General features: G+C 40.2%; 12 protein-coding genes. All 12 read left to right on the plus strand.

Features of this window, described 5'->3' with window-relative positions:
* Positions 1 to 55: 55 nt before the first annotated feature.
* The 12 genes from JSQ81_RS16145 (at position 56) to JSQ81_RS16200 (ending at position 15,682) form a co-directional block, all read left to right on the plus strand.
* Complete coding sequence (locus JSQ81_RS16145) at positions 56 to 1,219, plus strand: glycerate kinase (RefSeq protein WP_212605033.1); 1,164 nt, start codon at positions 56 to 58, stop codon at positions 1,217 to 1,219.
* Positions 1,216 to 2,346: a 2-keto-3-deoxygluconate permease gene (locus JSQ81_RS16150; protein WP_212605034.1), complete on the plus strand. Its 1,131-nt coding sequence runs from the start codon at positions 1,216 to 1,218 to the stop codon at positions 2,344 to 2,346. The genes JSQ81_RS16145 and JSQ81_RS16150 overlap by 4 nt, the downstream gene beginning before the upstream one ends.
* Positions 2,347 to 2,382: 36 nt before the next feature.
* Positions 2,383 to 3,645, plus strand: coding sequence for a nickel-dependent lactate racemase (larA, locus tag JSQ81_RS16155; RefSeq protein ID WP_212605035.1), 1,263 nt, complete (start codon positions 2,383 to 2,385; stop codon positions 3,643 to 3,645).
* Positions 3,646 to 3,670: 25 nt separating this feature from the next.
* Entirely contained in the window at positions 3,671 to 4,504 is an 834-nt protein-coding gene (larE, locus tag JSQ81_RS16160; RefSeq protein ID WP_212605036.1) for an ATP-dependent sacrificial sulfur transferase LarE, read from the plus strand.
* Between the two features lie 560 nt (positions 4,505 to 5,064).
* Complete coding sequence (locus JSQ81_RS16165; protein ID WP_212605037.1) at positions 5,065 to 6,090, plus strand: asparaginase; 1,026 nt, start codon at positions 5,065 to 5,067, stop codon at positions 6,088 to 6,090.
* Positions 6,091 to 6,115: 25 nt separating this feature from the next.
* Entirely contained in the window at positions 6,116 to 7,066 is a 951-nt protein-coding gene (locus tag JSQ81_RS16170; RefSeq protein ID WP_212605038.1) for a winged-helix domain-containing protein, read from the plus strand.
* Between the two features lie 17 nt (positions 7,067 to 7,083).
* On the plus strand, positions 7,084 to 8,010 hold the full coding sequence (locus tag JSQ81_RS16175) for a dipeptidase (protein ID WP_212605039.1): 927 nt from the start codon (positions 7,084 to 7,086) through the stop codon (positions 8,008 to 8,010).
* Between the two features lie 60 nt (positions 8,011 to 8,070).
* Positions 8,071 to 9,711, plus strand: coding sequence for a peptide ABC transporter substrate-binding protein (locus tag JSQ81_RS16180; protein WP_212605040.1), 1,641 nt, complete (start codon positions 8,071 to 8,073; stop codon positions 9,709 to 9,711).
* Positions 9,712 to 9,768: 57 nt separating this feature from the next.
* Positions 9,769 to 10,704, plus strand: coding sequence for an ABC transporter permease (locus tag JSQ81_RS16185; RefSeq protein ID WP_212605041.1), 936 nt, complete (start codon positions 9,769 to 9,771; stop codon positions 10,702 to 10,704).
* A gap of 4 nt (positions 10,705 to 10,708) precedes the next feature.
* Positions 10,709 to 11,650, plus strand: a complete 942-nt coding sequence (locus JSQ81_RS16190; RefSeq protein ID WP_212605042.1) for an ABC transporter permease — start codon at positions 10,709 to 10,711, stop codon at positions 11,648 to 11,650.
* A gap of 30 nt (positions 11,651 to 11,680) precedes the next feature.
* Positions 11,681 to 13,741: an ABC transporter ATP-binding protein gene (locus JSQ81_RS20155; protein WP_212605043.1), complete on the plus strand. Its 2,061-nt coding sequence runs from the start codon at positions 11,681 to 11,683 to the stop codon at positions 13,739 to 13,741.
* 519 nt (positions 13,742 to 14,260) lie between these two features.
* On the plus strand, positions 14,261 to 15,682 hold the full coding sequence (locus JSQ81_RS16200) for a TcaA NTF2-like domain-containing protein (protein ID WP_212605044.1): 1,422 nt from the start codon (positions 14,261 to 14,263) through the stop codon (positions 15,680 to 15,682).
* The last annotated feature ends 5 nt before the right edge of the window (positions 15,683 to 15,687 follow it).

Here is a 15,687-nt window from a genome sequence, read left to right on the forward strand (position 1 = left end):
TCAATATTCGTATGATTAACACAATGAATTGAAAGCGTTTTCTTAGGGGGATATTATGAAAATTATTATTGCACCGGATTCATTTAAAGGCAGTCTGAGTGCTGTTGAAGTGGCGAATGCCATAAACAGAGGTGTTAAAAATGCTTATGCTGAGGCAGAAACGCATTTACTACCCGTGGCAGACGGCGGAGAAGGGACGATGGAAACGTTAATTGCTGCGACTTATGGGGAAAAACGAGAAGTAGTCGTTGTTGGGCCTTTGGGAAATGAGGTAAAAGCGGCATATGGAATTCTAGGCGATGGTGAAACATGTGTCATTGAAATGGCGAGTGCTTCTGGATTGGCACTTGTACCTGAAGGAAAACTGGCACCGTTAGACGCAACGACGTACGGAGCTGGGCAATTAATCAAGCAAGCGTTGGATGATGGATTTTCATCTTTCATTATCGCTTTAGGTGGATCTGCGACAAATGATGGGGGCGCGGGAATGCTTCAAGCGTTGGGTTTAAAGCTTCTGGATAAGATGGGGAAAGAGGTTGGTTACGGCGGAGGCAAACTAGCGGATATTGAAAGAATCGATACGCAATATTTTGATTCAAGAATTAAGAATAGTAAGTTTCTGGTTGCGTCGGATGTACAAAATCCGTTAATTGGTTTAAATGGTGCTTCCCATATATTTGGACCACAAAAAGGAGCCACTCCAGATGATGTGAAAATTCTTGATGAAAACATGTCTCATTGGGCGGATCAAATCGCTACCGTAACCGGGGTTTCTCTACACGATCTACCAGGTGCGGGGGCAGCCGGTGGCATCGGCGGTGCTTTTCAAGCATTCTTTCCCGCGAAAATGGAGCGGGGTGTTGATGTCGTTTTAGAATATGTTAATTTTCACGGTTATTTAAAAAACACGGATTTGGTGATTACAGGTGAAGGGCAGGTGGATTATCAGACTGCTTCTGGGAAAACACCGCTTGGCGTTGCACAGGCTGCAATGAGTGAAAATGTACCTTCAATTATTTTGGCGGGGGCCGTGGGTAAGGGGATTGAAATTCTTTATGATTACGGTGTGGTCAGCGTTCACAGCATCGTTGATAAACCGATGACCCTCTGTGAATCTATGAGCCAAGCAGCAAGTTTATTAGAAAAAAGCGCAGAACAAATTATACGTTCATACTTTTATAGTCAGATAAAAGAACTAGAAGGAGGCAGATTGATTTGAAAATAAAAGAAACGATTGAAAAGGTTCCAGGTGGGTTAATGGTTGTTCCGCTATTATTAGGTGCTACACTTAATACAATTGATCAATTGCATATTCCAATCGTCATGAAAGCCCTCAAATTTCTAGGTGCGCCGCAAACAGAAGCGGGTTATTATGAGTTTCTAAGAATTGGCGGATTTTCACAGGAATTATTCAAAGACAGTGCTCTTGTCCTTATTGCATTATTTCTTTTTTGCGTAGGGAGTCAAATGAATTTAAAAGTTGGTGGTCTTGCCTTAAAAAAAGGTTTTCTACTAACAAGTTCTAAATATTTGACGGGGCTTGCTGTTGGTATCGCATTCGGCATTTTCTTTGATCCGTGGCATGGCATACTTGGTCTATCTTCACTTGCGATTATTGCGGGAATGACAAACAGCAACAGTGGAATGTATGCAGCATTAACAGGTCAATATGGAAATCGCTCTGACGTAGGTGGGTTATCGATTCTTGCGATTAATGATGGTCCTTTCTTGACGCTTTTGTCATTGGGGATTCTTGGAACCGCTTTACCAATGATTGCGTTTATCGCTGTATTATTGCCGCTGGGCATTGGGATGTTATTAGGAAACTTGGATCCAAAAATGCGCGAATTTTTAAAGCCCGGGGAGTCGCTAACTATACCGTTTTTTGCTTTTGCGTTAGGTGCAGGCATGAACTTGGCAAATTTCCTGAATCCTACTGTATTAGCTGGGGGATTAGCGCTTGCGGTTTTAACATTTGTTCTAACAGGTGGTGCGGGAATCCTTGTCTTTAAACTATTTAAGGAAAAGAGTTATATCGCACCGATTGCTGAAGCTTCAACAGCAGGTAATGCGGCTGCAACACCGGCAGCAATTGCGGCTGCGGCGTCTGTGGCAGTTGCCTCAGGTGCAATGACTCCGGCAGAATTTGAAGCGATACAAAATATTGTACCGATTGCTACCGCACAAATTTCCATATCAACAATTGCGACTACTTTACTATGTCCATTGGGTGTCATCTTGATGGATCGTTACCAAAGAAAAAGAGGTATTGATGGCACGAAAGAGTATATTGTTGATACACAGAAAAGAACTAAAGCGACGTTAGAAAAAACAGTAAACAGTTAAATGATCGTAAATAATATTGAAAAGGTGATTTTAACGATGAAGACAGAATTGTTATATGGGAAAGAAGGGCTGGAATTAGAGTTACCAGATCAATCTTTTCTAATTGAGCCGAAAAACTTGCCGAAAGTGGAGGATGAAAAAGAATCTGTTCGACAGGCATTGCGTAATCCAATAGGCATGGAATCCTTAAAGGAGTCCGTAAAATCGACAGATACCGTTTCCATTGTCATTAGTGACATTACACGTCCAACACCGAACCATATTTTGGTTCCTTTATTAATAGAAGAGTTGGATCATGTTCCACTAGAAAATTTTGTAATTATCAATGGGACAGGCACACATCGAGATCAGACAAGAGAAGAATTTGTCCAAATGCTTGGACCTTGGGTAGTGGATAATATTCGCATTATCAATAACGATTGTCACAACAAAGAGACGCTTGTAAATCTTGGTAAAAGTACGTTCGGATGCGATGTCTATCTAAATAAGGATTATGTTGAATCTGATTTCCGCATTGTGACTGGATTCATCGAACCGCATTTCTTTGCTGGATTTTCAGGAGGGCCAAAGGGAATTATGCCTGGTATTGCTGGTATCGAAACGATCATGACCTTCCATAATGCAAGAATGATAGGGGATCCACTTTCCACATGGGGGAATATGGTTAACAATCCGTTACAAGATATGACACGCGAGATTAATGCAATGTGTAAACCGGATTTTATGTTGAATGTTACTTTAAATCGGGAAAAGGAAATTACGGCAGTTTTTGCCGGAGAGCTTTACGAAGCGCATGATAAGGGGTGTGCTTTTACAAAAGAACATGCGATGTTTCGTTGTGAAGAACGTTTTGACGTTGTAATTGCTTCCAATTCAGGTTATCCGCTTGACCAAAATCTCTATCAAGCTGTAAAAGGCATGAGTGCAGCCCATAAAATTGTTAAAGAAGGCGGTTCAATCATTATGGCGTCCGAGTGCTCGGATGGCTTACCGGATCATGGGAATTATTCGAAGATATTTGATTTCGCAAAATCACCTCATGAATTACTGGATCTGATTAATGACCCTGAATTTAAGATGTTTGATCAGTGGCAAGTACAAAAACAAGCGGTGATTCAAGTATGGGCAGATGTATACGTGTATTCCAAATTAACAGACGAACAGGTAACAGGGGCAATGTTAAAAGTATCTCATGATATTGAACAGACAGTAGAAGAGTTAAAGAAAAAATACGGAGAAAATATGTCGATTGCCGTTTTACCTTTAGGACCTTTAACGATCCCATTTGTAGAAGAATAAAAATAAATAAAGCGAGGCGAGTGTCATGAATGAAATGTTGAATGAGAAGAATGAACGGTTAGGTGAAATCCTATCTGATATGGGAAGTGTAATTGTAGCTTTTTCGGGCGGCGTAGATAGTGCATTGGTATTGAAGCGTGCACAGCAGGAACTTGGAAATCGGGTTTTAGCTGTTGTAGTAGGTTCGGAGTTATTCCGTCAAGAGGAATTTGATAAAGCGGTAAAACTTGCGGAAGATATGGGTGTACGGGTTCTGAAAACAGAAATTAAGGAACTAGAAGATCCGGGTGTTGCAGCCAATAATCCCGATAGTTGGTATTACAGTAAGAAATTGCTTTATGCCCATTTAAATCAATTAGCAAAAGAGCAAGGCTTCGACTATGTGCTTGACGGCATGATTATGGATGATTTGGGTGATTTCCGACCGGGTCTCAAAGCAAGAACGGAAGCTGGCGTTCGAAGTGTGTTACAAGAAGCCCGTTTATACAAAACCGAAGTACGCGCCTTGTCCAAAGAACTTGAGCTTCCAGTTTGGAATAAGCCAGCGTCATGCAGTCTTGCTTCACGAATTCCTTATGGAACAAAGATCGATAAGCATAAAATTGAACAAGTAGACCAAGCAGAGCGATTTATCATGAAGCTTGGGATTGAAACAGTGCGCGTTCGTTACCACGGCAATGTGGCGCGTATTGAAGTTCCTGCTGAGGAGATGCCGAAACTACTAAAGCAGCATGATCAAATACAACTGAAGTTCACAGCACTTGGATTTACGTATGTATCATTGGATTTACAGGGATACCGTACAGGAAGTATGAATGAAGTTTTACCAGATGAAGCGAAGGAAAAAGCAATTAGTTAATTATAATACGGATTTTAAACTATAGAAAAGATGCTACTGAATTTAATTCAGTAGCATCTTTTTGTGCTTTGTAGCGATTTTCTCTAATGGGTGAAAGTCCCTAACGTGCCGAATTTCAGGTACCTGTACGAGAAACAATTTCAGGTACCCAATTTCAGGTACCTGTGCAAGAAACTATTCCAACAATACACTACAATTGCATAAAATAAAAGGGGGCATCGACTGTGTCACGCTTTGTCGATACCTCTTTGGGTTTTTATTCGAAGTTGTGAATTGTCATAAATGCACCTTGCACAGGTACCTAATTTTGTATGGATATAAACAGATTTACTGTATTAAAAAATTACATTTATAAAAGTAATACAGCAAACAATCCTATAAAAATGAGCTAGGGGTAAAATTTACCTAGCTCATTTTTTATTAGGAAAAATTACATGTTTTCCATTGTGTGAAAGGTCCCGATGTTCGTAATATGATGAATTATTTAATTATTGGGTTGTAATGTGTTGTAATGTGGGTTAGAGTAATTAGAAAGTATAGACTACTAGGGGGAAGATGCCATGGATGCGGAACATTTAGTGGATGTGATTAGGGGAAATCTTGTTGAAAGTGAACATTGGGGGCATATTGCGGTCGTGAATGGTGACGGCGAAGTTCTTTATTCCAATGGGGATCCGAATCGGGTGACTTTTGCTCGCTCCTCGATGAAACCGTTGCAAGCCATTCCGATTGTTGAAACCGGTGCGGCGACGGCTTATGAATTAGACCAGGCCGATTTGTCATTGGCTTGTGCGTCCCATAGTGGAGAAGATCAGCATACGGATCGTGTTAAATCGATTCTTGGTCGACTTGGTTTAACACCGAGTAGTTTGAAGTGCGGGACACATCCGCCGAGATGGAAAGAAACTTATGATGCATTAATAAAATCCGGTACCGAAGTTACTGCAGAATACAATAATTGTTCGGGTAAACATAGCGGCATGTTGGCGACCGCGATACATATGGGTGAAAGTGTAGAAGATTACTATAAGACGGATCATCCAGTTCAACAAAGAATCATGGAGGTAATCAGTGATCTGGCTGAAGTTCCGGTTGATGAAATTGAAATTGGGATTGACGGTTGTGGTGTTCCAGTTCACGGTATTCCACTGAAAAATCTTGCAATGAGCTTTGCTAAAATGGCGAATCCTTCATCTCAACCAGAGGAGCGAAGAAAAGCAATTGAACAAGTAACGTCCTCAATGATGGCAGCACCAGAAATGGTCGCCGGTACGGAACGTTTTTGTTCAGATTTCATGAGAGTTGAAGAAGGTCGCATGTTTGGGAAAGGCGGCGCAGAAGGGGTTTACTGTATCGGCGATCTTGTAACTGGTCTTGGAATTGCGATTAAAATTGAAGATGGTGCGGGTCGTGCAACTTCGCCTGTTGCGGTTGAGGTGTTAGAGCAGCTAGGGTTACTGACTGAAAAACAAAAGGGACTTTTACGTGATTATCATTATCCTAAGTTGAAAAATTGCAGAGATGAAGTTATTGGACAACTGCGTCCAGCGTTTACATTGAAAAAGAGCGTGCACTCATTTTCATGAAGGAAAGGGGTGCCATGTTAACGAGATGCGGAAAGTTCATATCATATCCATACAGAAAAGTTATTTAGATATTATTGTTAATCAATTAGTAGATATCTTTGGCGGGAAAGTTGAACTATCAGCGATCACTTTGCATGAAATGACGAAAGGCATCATTTCAGAAGAAGATATCGTTGTCTTGTCGAAAGAAATCATAAAAGGGCTTGCACGTTCATTTATTCCAGAAGCATGTCCAATCATCATCGCGCAACGGGAAGTAAACATAGCGGCCACGAAAGAACTTTATAAATTGCCAAAAGGTCAACAAATACTGGTTATTAACGACACAGTTGAACATGCGGAAGAAACAGCCATTTCTCTTGAAAATATATATTTTGAGCACGAATATACAGCCTTTGATCCAACGGGTTTAATTCCTGAAAATATCAGTTGGATCGTGACTCCCGGTGAGATGGAATTGGTACCGAAGGGTTTTACGAATGTAATTGATATTGGGCCTAGAGGATTGGATTTCAATACTGTGTTGAAAATCGCGAATCTACTCGACATTGAGAAGGACCATACCTCATTTGTGAATCTATTTTTCAAATCACAGTTATCATTATTGGAAAAATCACGGGATGCACGTAATGATTTTATGGACAAGAAAATAATCGAGCATTCGAACGGAAATGGTTCATTATCGACAGAGGCTATGGGTTTAATTATCGAGAAAATTGAGGCGCATGGTTTTTTAGAAGAAAGCTTGGCAATCTTAGAGATTTATAAAGAAACGAAGAAAAACTTCGAATCCATAGGTCGGACAAAAGTGAAAATAAGTTTACGCGACAAAGGAATTAATTTGACAGATCAGCAACTACGGCTTCGGTTAGAGATCATGCAGGAATTGGGTCTCTTAAATGCACGTCTGGGTAGAGGCGGTACGAAATTGTCGGGTAAAGGCGAGGCGTTTTTAAAGCAACAGCGAAGTATGTAGAAAAGGAGGGGATAAGTTTGCAGGTAATCGATATGCATTGTGATGTGTTACTTAGATTGTATTTCTCGAAAGGCAAGTCGAAATTTGAAAATGCGGCGGAACTTGATGCTAGTTATGAAAAACTGAAAAAAGGCGGCGTAAAAGTACAAGCATTCGCTATTTTTGTTCCCCCGGAAATGAAGTCGGAACAAAAATTCCAGGCTGCTTTAGATCAAATACATTATTTCTATACGGATGTCCTTGGAAATAACCCATCTATGAAAATTATCAAGGAATGGGGAGATATTGATCGCTTACAAGACAATGAGATTGGGGCTTTATTGACATTGGAAGGGGTCGATGCAATCGGAAATGACCTTCAAAAATTAACGATTCTTTATGAATTAGGGGTTCGGTCAATTGGCCTTACGTGGAATAATTCAAATTTGGCAGCTGATGGTGCTCGGGAAAGACGTGCGGCGGGAATTACATCGTTCGGCAGTGAAATCATTGAATTCAACAATCGTCATAAAATCTTGACGGATGTATCCCATTTGAGTGAGAAATCTTTTTGGGATGTCATGGATGAGGCGAAGTATCCGATAGCGAGCCACTCCAATTCCAAAACGATTTGTGATCATGTTCGAAATCTTTCTGATGATCAGGCAAGAGCGATGTTTGAAAAAAATAGTATGATCCACGTCGTTTATAATCCCCCGTTTGTGAAGGACAGGGAAGAAGTGGTTATTTCCGATTTGATAGAACATATCGATCACTTCTGTTCGTTGGGCGGGGTGAACCACGTAGGATTGGGTTCCGACTTTGATGGAATTGCTACTAAAATTATTGATTTGGAAGATGGATCCAAGCATCCGAATTTATTGAATGAATTATTGAAACGATATAGTGAGGACGAGGTTAAAGGTTTCGCTTATCAAAACTTCTTGAATTGTCGTCCGACGTAACCAGGGTTTTATTGCAACAAAAAATAAGCTTTTAAAAAAACTATCAAGGGGGAAAAACGAATGAAGAAGAGATTTAGTCTTGTACTGACAATCATGCTTGCGTTATCGATTTTCTTAAGCGGTTGTGGATTTTCAGATACCAAGAAAAATGACGGTGATACCGGAAAAGATGATGCGAAAGAAAAGGTCGCTAATCTTAGTTTGAATAATGATATTCCCGATTTAAACCAAGTATTAACAACAGATGGTATATCATTTTCAATCTTGAATAACGTCATGGAAGGATTGTATCGGTTAGGTAAAGATCATAATCCAGAACCGGCAATGGCGGAAAGTGTTGATGTTTCCGATGACAAATTGACGTATACGTTCCATTTAAGAGATGGTATCAAATGGAGTAACGGTGATCCAGTGACAGCTGAAGATTTCAAGTATTCATGGTTACGAGCGATGCACCCAGATACTTCAGGTGCTTATGCGGATATCCTTTATAACTATATCGTCGGCGGGGAAGAGTTTTTCGAGGGTGAAGCAGATGAATCCGCGGTAGCTATCGATGCAAAAGACGCAAAAACTTTGGAAGTGACATTAAAAACGCCAACACCATTTTTCCTTGGTTTAACGGCATTTGTTACTTATTTCCCGTTGAATGAAAAGTTTATCGATGAGATTGGCGATGAAAAGTTTGCATTAACTGCAGATTCGATTTTATATAATGGACCTTTTGTGATGACGGAATATAACCAAGCCCAAGGTGTGAGCTTGGAGAAGAATGAGCACTATTGGGATATCGATAATGTCGATTTGGATAAAGCGACAATGAAAGTGATCAAGGAGAATAGTACGGCGTTGAATTTATATGAGGCTGGAGATTTGGACCGCGTTTATTTAGCGTCAGCAGATGTTGACTCGTATAAGGACGATGCGGAATTTGGAACGGAAACTGAATTTATATCATGGTATCTGCAGTTTAACTTCCTAGAAAAACCGTTTGATAACGTTAATATTCGTAAAGCGTTTCAATTGGCTTACGACCAAGAAGTACTGACAAAAAACATCTTGAATAATGGTTCTGAACCTGCTTATGGGCTTGTCGCGGCGGGTGTACACGGTAACGATGATAAGACGTTCCGTGAGTTGAATGGCGATATTATTAAACCGGATTATGAAAAAGCTAAGGAATATTTGGCAAAAGGAATAGAGGAAATCGGTGGGGAACTTCCGCCATTGGAAATATTGACTGCGGATGACACGATCGCGAAAGATACCGCGACTTTCCTTCAAAGTCAATTCAAAAAGAACATTGACGTTGATGTTAATATCGTAACGAAACCTTACAGCGGACGTTTGGACGCAATGAGAGAACATGATTACCAAATGGGTATTTCTAGATGGGGTTCTGATTACAACGATGCTTTGGACATTTTGGATTTATGGAAAGGTGATCCACCGAGAGGACTGCGCGGTAGTTATTCAAGCGAAGAATATATGGCCTTTATTGACAATGCAATCGCAGAAAAAGATGAGGAAAAGCGTCTGCAAATGTTAATGGATGCTGAGAAACTTATGCTTGTTGATGACGGAACATTAGGACCACTTTATTTTGAAGGGCAAGCATTTCTGCAAAAGCCATACATGAAAAATTATGTAACACATCCGTATGGTGCCTCAGTAGAGTTGAAGTATATAACAATAGAATAGAAAAAGAAGAGAGGTTGAAGCCTCTCTTTCTATTTCTCTCAGATATGAGGTGTGAATGTGAAAAAGTATGTTATTGTGCGTCTTGTTAATATTGTCATCACGTTATTTATCATTGCCTCCGCAACTTTTTTCCTGATGAAAATGCTTCCTGGTTCGCCATTTGATGAGGAGAAGCTTTCCGAACTTACGGATGAAGCACGTTTGGAATTCCTTGAACGATATGGTCTGAATGATCCCGTTATGGTTCAGTATGCAAAGTATTTGGGAAATATCGTGAAGGGAGATTTGGGAATCTCTTATTATTTCAAAGGTCAGGATGTAAGTTCGCTGATTATTGATCGAATCGGACCTTCAGCAACGATTGGCCTTCAGGCAGTATTACTGGGGCTTTCCGTAGGATTGATATTGGGAATGGTTGCAGCTTTTCGACATAACACGGGATGGGACTATGCAACTATGGTCATTGCTGTTCTCGGTGTATCGATACCCAACTTTGTATTAGCAGCATTATTGCAATACTATGTCGGGTTGAAGTGGGGAGTTTTACCGATTGCCTATTGGGAAAATTATTCGAGTTCGGTGATGCCGACGATGGCGTTATCGTTGACTGTCATTGCTATGGTCGCTCGTTTTATGCGTAATGAAATGCTGGAGGTTTTACAGCAGGATTATATTATTACCGCAAGATCAAAAGGAATTGGTCAATGGGCAGTCATTATTAAACATGCAGTCCGAAATGCGCTTATTCCGGTTATTACGATTCTGGGGCCGATTGCTGTTAGTTTATTGACGGGTTCGTTGGTTATAGAAAATATATTTGGTATTCCAGGTATTGGTAGTCTGTTTGTGGATTCTATTAAAGTCAGTGATTACACAACGATTATGGGACTAACTCTATTCTACAGTGCATTTTTCATCTTAACGATCTTGATTGTTGACCTACTTTATGGACTAGTGGACCCACGAATCCGGATTAATGGCGTGAAGGAGTGAGGAAATGAATCATTCAAGAGAATTTAAAGATGAAGACTTGCCAAATGAATTTTTCGAGATCGTTGGCCGGAGAGAATCTGAAAGTGAAATGATTTCACGACCGCCTATTTCCGCATGGAAAGATGGCTGGATTCGTTTAAAGAAAAACAAGGCTGCGATTTTCAGTTTGATTGTTTTGATCGCAATTATATTAATGGCTATCATTGCACCCTTTTTGTCCAGCCATACTTATTTTGAAACAAATTACGATAAAACATTTCTGAAACCAAGCGCAGAGCACTGGCTTGGCACAGATAAGTTTGGTCGCGATCAATGGATAAGAATGTGGGAAGGGACTCGGATTTCTCTTTTTATTGCCTTTTTGGCTGCTTATTTAGACTTGATGATTGGTGTCACTTACGGAGCCATTTCGGCTTTATATGGCGGTAGATTAGATAACTTCATGCAAAGAGTGATTGAGATTTTAGTAGGAATACCAAATCTAGTTGTCATTATCTTACTGATTATGGTCATGAAGCCTGGAATCATGACAATCACGATTGCGATGGTGTTAACAGGTTGGGTTACGATGGCGCGGTTAGTTAGGGCGCAAATTTTGAAGTTTAAAAACCAAGAATTTATTTTAGCATCTAAAGCTTTAGGCGCCACTAATAGGCGACTTATAACGAGTCATTTGATTCCCAATACGATGGGTATCATTATTATTAATATGATGTTTACGATTCCTGGTGCGATTTTTACAGAGGCTTTTTTAAGTTTTATTGGATTGGGACTACAGGAACCGCTTGCTTCATTGGGTGTTCTGATAAATGATGGTTTCCAAGCGATGAGAAATCATTTTTACTTACTTCTATTTCCAGCCTTTATTATTATCGCATTAATGGTTTGTTTTAACTCATTGGCAGACGGTTTACGTGATGCGCTAGATCCGAGAATGAGAAAATGATTTGATGGTTATGCAGGGGGAGGTTTAAAGGTGGAAACAGTATTAGAAATTGAGAATCTTCATATTTCATTCCATACATATGCCGGTGTAGTGAAGGCTGTTAGAGGTGTAAACCTTCAAGTGAAGAAGGGCGAAACGTTAGCAATTGTCGGTGAATCCGGTTCTGGTAAAACAGTGACATCAAAGGCGATCATGAAATTGCTTCCAGATAATATTGCGAAAATAGAACAGGGATCCATACATTTTGATGGCAAGGATTTAACGAAGTTATCTGAGCGGGAAATGCAACATGTTCGCGGTTCTGAAATCTCGATGATTTTCCAAGATCCGATGACAGCGCTAAATCCCACGATGACGGTTGGAAAACAAGTCATAGAAGGTATTATCAAACATCAACGTTTGGGGAAAGCGGAAGCTTATAAAGCTGCGGAGAATTTATTTGAATTGGTTGGAATCCCAGATGCCAAGTTTCGTCTGCATCAGTATCCTCACCAGTTTTCCGGTGGGATGCGCCAGCGCGTGGTGATTGCATTGGCATTGGCTTGTAACCCAAAAATATTGATAGCGGATGAACCGACAACTGCGTTGGATGTCACGATTCAGGCTCAAATATTAGAGTTATTAAAAGATATTCAAAAGAAGCTAGGTACATCCATTATCTTAATTACGCATGATTTAGGTGTTGTTGCAAATATGGCTGACACGGTTGCTGTCATGTATGCGGGGAAAGTTGTTGAAACGGGCACGGTAGATGAAATCTTTTATAAACCACAACATCCTTATAATTGGGGTCTATTAAGTTCGATGCCTGACATGGATTTTAAAGGTGAATTGATTTCAATACCAGGGAGTCCTCCAGATTTAATGAATCCACCGGCGGGCGATGCGTTTGCTGCACGAAATGAATTTGCGATGAAAATTGACTATGAAAAAGAACCGCCCATGTTTAAGGTGTCGGATACACATTACGCCGCAACATGGCTGTTACATCCTAAGGCGCCTGAAATTAAAATGCCGGATGTTATTAAGGAGAAACAGGCAAGAAGTGTTATTTTGGATGAATCGAAAAAGGTTGTGCGGGATCAAGAGGTACTGTTGCAGGTTCAAGATTTGTCAAAACATTTTACTGTTAATAATAAAGAGTCGTTAAAAGCAGTCAATAATATCAGTTTTGACATTATGCGCGGCGAAACGTTGGGACTTGTCGGTGAATCGGGCTGTGGGAAGTCAACAACCGGCCGTACCATCATGAAGTTATACGAAGCTACTAATGGTGAGGTTTATTATGAGGGTAAACCGATTCAGGGAGATCTTTCAAAGAAAGAAGAAAGCCAGATGCGACGTAAAATGCAAATGATTTTCCAAGATCCATATGCATCGCTCGATCCTAGAAAAACAGTCGAAGACACCATTGCGGAAGGCATGGATATTCATGGTTTAGCTAAAAGTAAGGAGGACCGAAAAGCTAAGGTTATAGAGTTATTAGAAACGGTTGGTCTGAATAAGGAACATGCAGGTAGATATCCACATGAGTTTTCAGGCGGTCAACGTCAACGTATCGGAATTGCTCGTGCATTAGCAGTTGAGCCCGAGTTTATTATTGCGGACGAACCGATTTCTGCATTGGATGTTTCTATTCAAGCACAGGTAGTCAATCTAATGAAGAAACTCCAAGAAGAAAAGGGCCTGACGTATTTGTTTATAGCCCATGATCTTTCAATGGTTAAGTATATAAGTGATCGAATCGGGGTTATGTATTTAGGAAACTTGGTTGAACTGGCTACTTCCGATGATTTATATAACGAACCCCTTCACCCATATACGCAGGCTTTACTGTCTGCGATTCCTACTCCGGATCCAGAACGGGAAAGGGAACGCGAAAGAACGATGCTTGAAGGCGAATTGCCGAATGCGATTAATCCACCGGTAGGGTGTGCTTTTAGAACAAGGTGTCCGTTGGCGATGGAGAAGTGCGGGGAAGTGCAGGAGTGGCGAGAGGTTCGGGAGGGGCATTGGGTTGCTTGTCATTTGGTGACGGGTGATGAAAAAGTAGCGGTAGGTGATCGTGAGGAAGGAATGCTTATGCGGTAGGCTTTTATGGGCTACATTTTTGGGGTACCTGTGCAAGACACTATTTTGACAATACACTACAATTGCATAAAGTGAAAATGGGATACTGACTGTGTAACACTTTGTCGGTATCCCTTTGTTTTTTTATTCGTAGTTACGAATAGTCATAATTGCATCTTGCACAGGTACCTTTCAAGTTCGGTTAAATTATGTAGCCTAATTTTGATGCCAGTGCAAGAAACTATTCCACCAATACACGACAAATGTATAAAATGAAAAGGGGATATCGACAGAAACTCTTTGTCGATATCCCTTTTTTTTATATCTGAAGTCGTGTGAAATGTCATAAGTGTGCTATTCACTTCCTGCAAATATCAACTAATATCTTCCACTGCCATAGTCATATTGTCTGTATTTATCTCATATATAAACCTGTGAGTGATTCTCATGTCGTGTGTAGTTGTGAAAAATGGTACAAATTTGCTTTGAAGTCTAGTTTAATAGTTTTAGTTCCATAGAACTAAAGTGAGGAGGTGGAAAATGGGTTTTGATTTTTGTAGTGAATGCGGAAAGTCCTTGCAGGCAGGTGAGAGGTTTTGCGCGAACTGTGGACATTGCATCGAGTCTGAGCAAATAGAAGAAGTTAATTCAACTCGGAAAAATAGACATATTGAAGATGTTCAAGTTTCAAAAATGCCAAAGAAGCAAAAGATTGTAATTGGAATCGTTGCTGCCATCACCGTGGCATTGTTTTCCGGACATTTCTATATTAAGTCAATCGTTTCTACTGATAAGCAAATAGCTGCAATTCACGAGGCTTTGCATGAAGGAAATGGTGAAAAGTTCCTGAAAGCCGTGCATGTTGACGATGATGTAATTTTTGATTCAGAAGCTTATATGGAATTGTTGGTGTTTGACGGGGCACCGTACTTAATTGAAGAAATCAGGGGAGCGATTGATCAAGTCGAAAAAACAGGTTTGCCCGGGTTCATATCAGCTTACTTTGCTGGCGACCTATTAAAAATCGAACGTGAGAAATACCTAGGTATCTATAATAAAATCAAGATAACTGCGCTTGCTTATGAAGTGAAACTTGAAACTGATTTGCCGAGCGGAAAAGTTTTGATGAGGGATAAAGAATGGAATTTAACAGGCAAGCCTATTAATTTAGGACGTTTTTTACCCGGCCATTACCCGGTGTTATTAACGAACGCGGAATTAGACGATTCGACTTTGGAACAAGCTATTATGGTCACTTCAGAATCAACGGATAATGTGCTGAGTATAACAAAGGATGCCTATATGGTTTCGTTGGTGCAGGATAATGAAGATGGTTTATTAATAATTGACGGTAAAGAAACAGGTAAGAAAGTAAGTGAGATGCCAGAAATCGGTCCTTTATTCGCACAAAATCCGATTGAGTTAAGTGTTATGAAAGAGATTGATGGTGAACAACAACAATCTCTCATTGTAGAGGCTTATCCTGGTGATGAGGTTAGTTTCGTGTTCGAAGTTGAACAAGTTGAAGAAGAAATTGCATCTTCTACTATAGACTTCCAAGAAGATGAGGAAGAGTTAACTGAAGCTGAAATTGCTAAGGCGGCTGGGCAGCATGTATTGAGTTTTAGGGACGCTTATGAAAGCGCCTTGAATAAACGAGATTTTTCACTTATAGCTCCGTTTTTATTAACAGACAGCGTTGCTTATTGGGAATTGGTAGGGTTTGTTCGAGATTTGAAAAATGAAAATTACACATATGAATTCACTCATAATGAAACGACGGACTGGCTGATTCATCCTGATGGAGATGTAGCAATCGACACTTATGAGGTTTTCGATTTTATTAATCACAAAGGCAATTTAACTCATTACAAGAGAGAGAAAACATATTCTTTAACGCAAGACGCCGATGGCAATTATAAAATTTACAATATCGCAATCGGCGATACAATTCGCGAATGAATAGG

The sequence above is a fragment of the Sporosarcina sp. Marseille-Q4063 genome, assembly GCF_018309085.1.
Taxonomy (GTDB): domain Bacteria; phylum Bacillota; class Bacilli; order Bacillales_A; family Planococcaceae; genus Sporosarcina.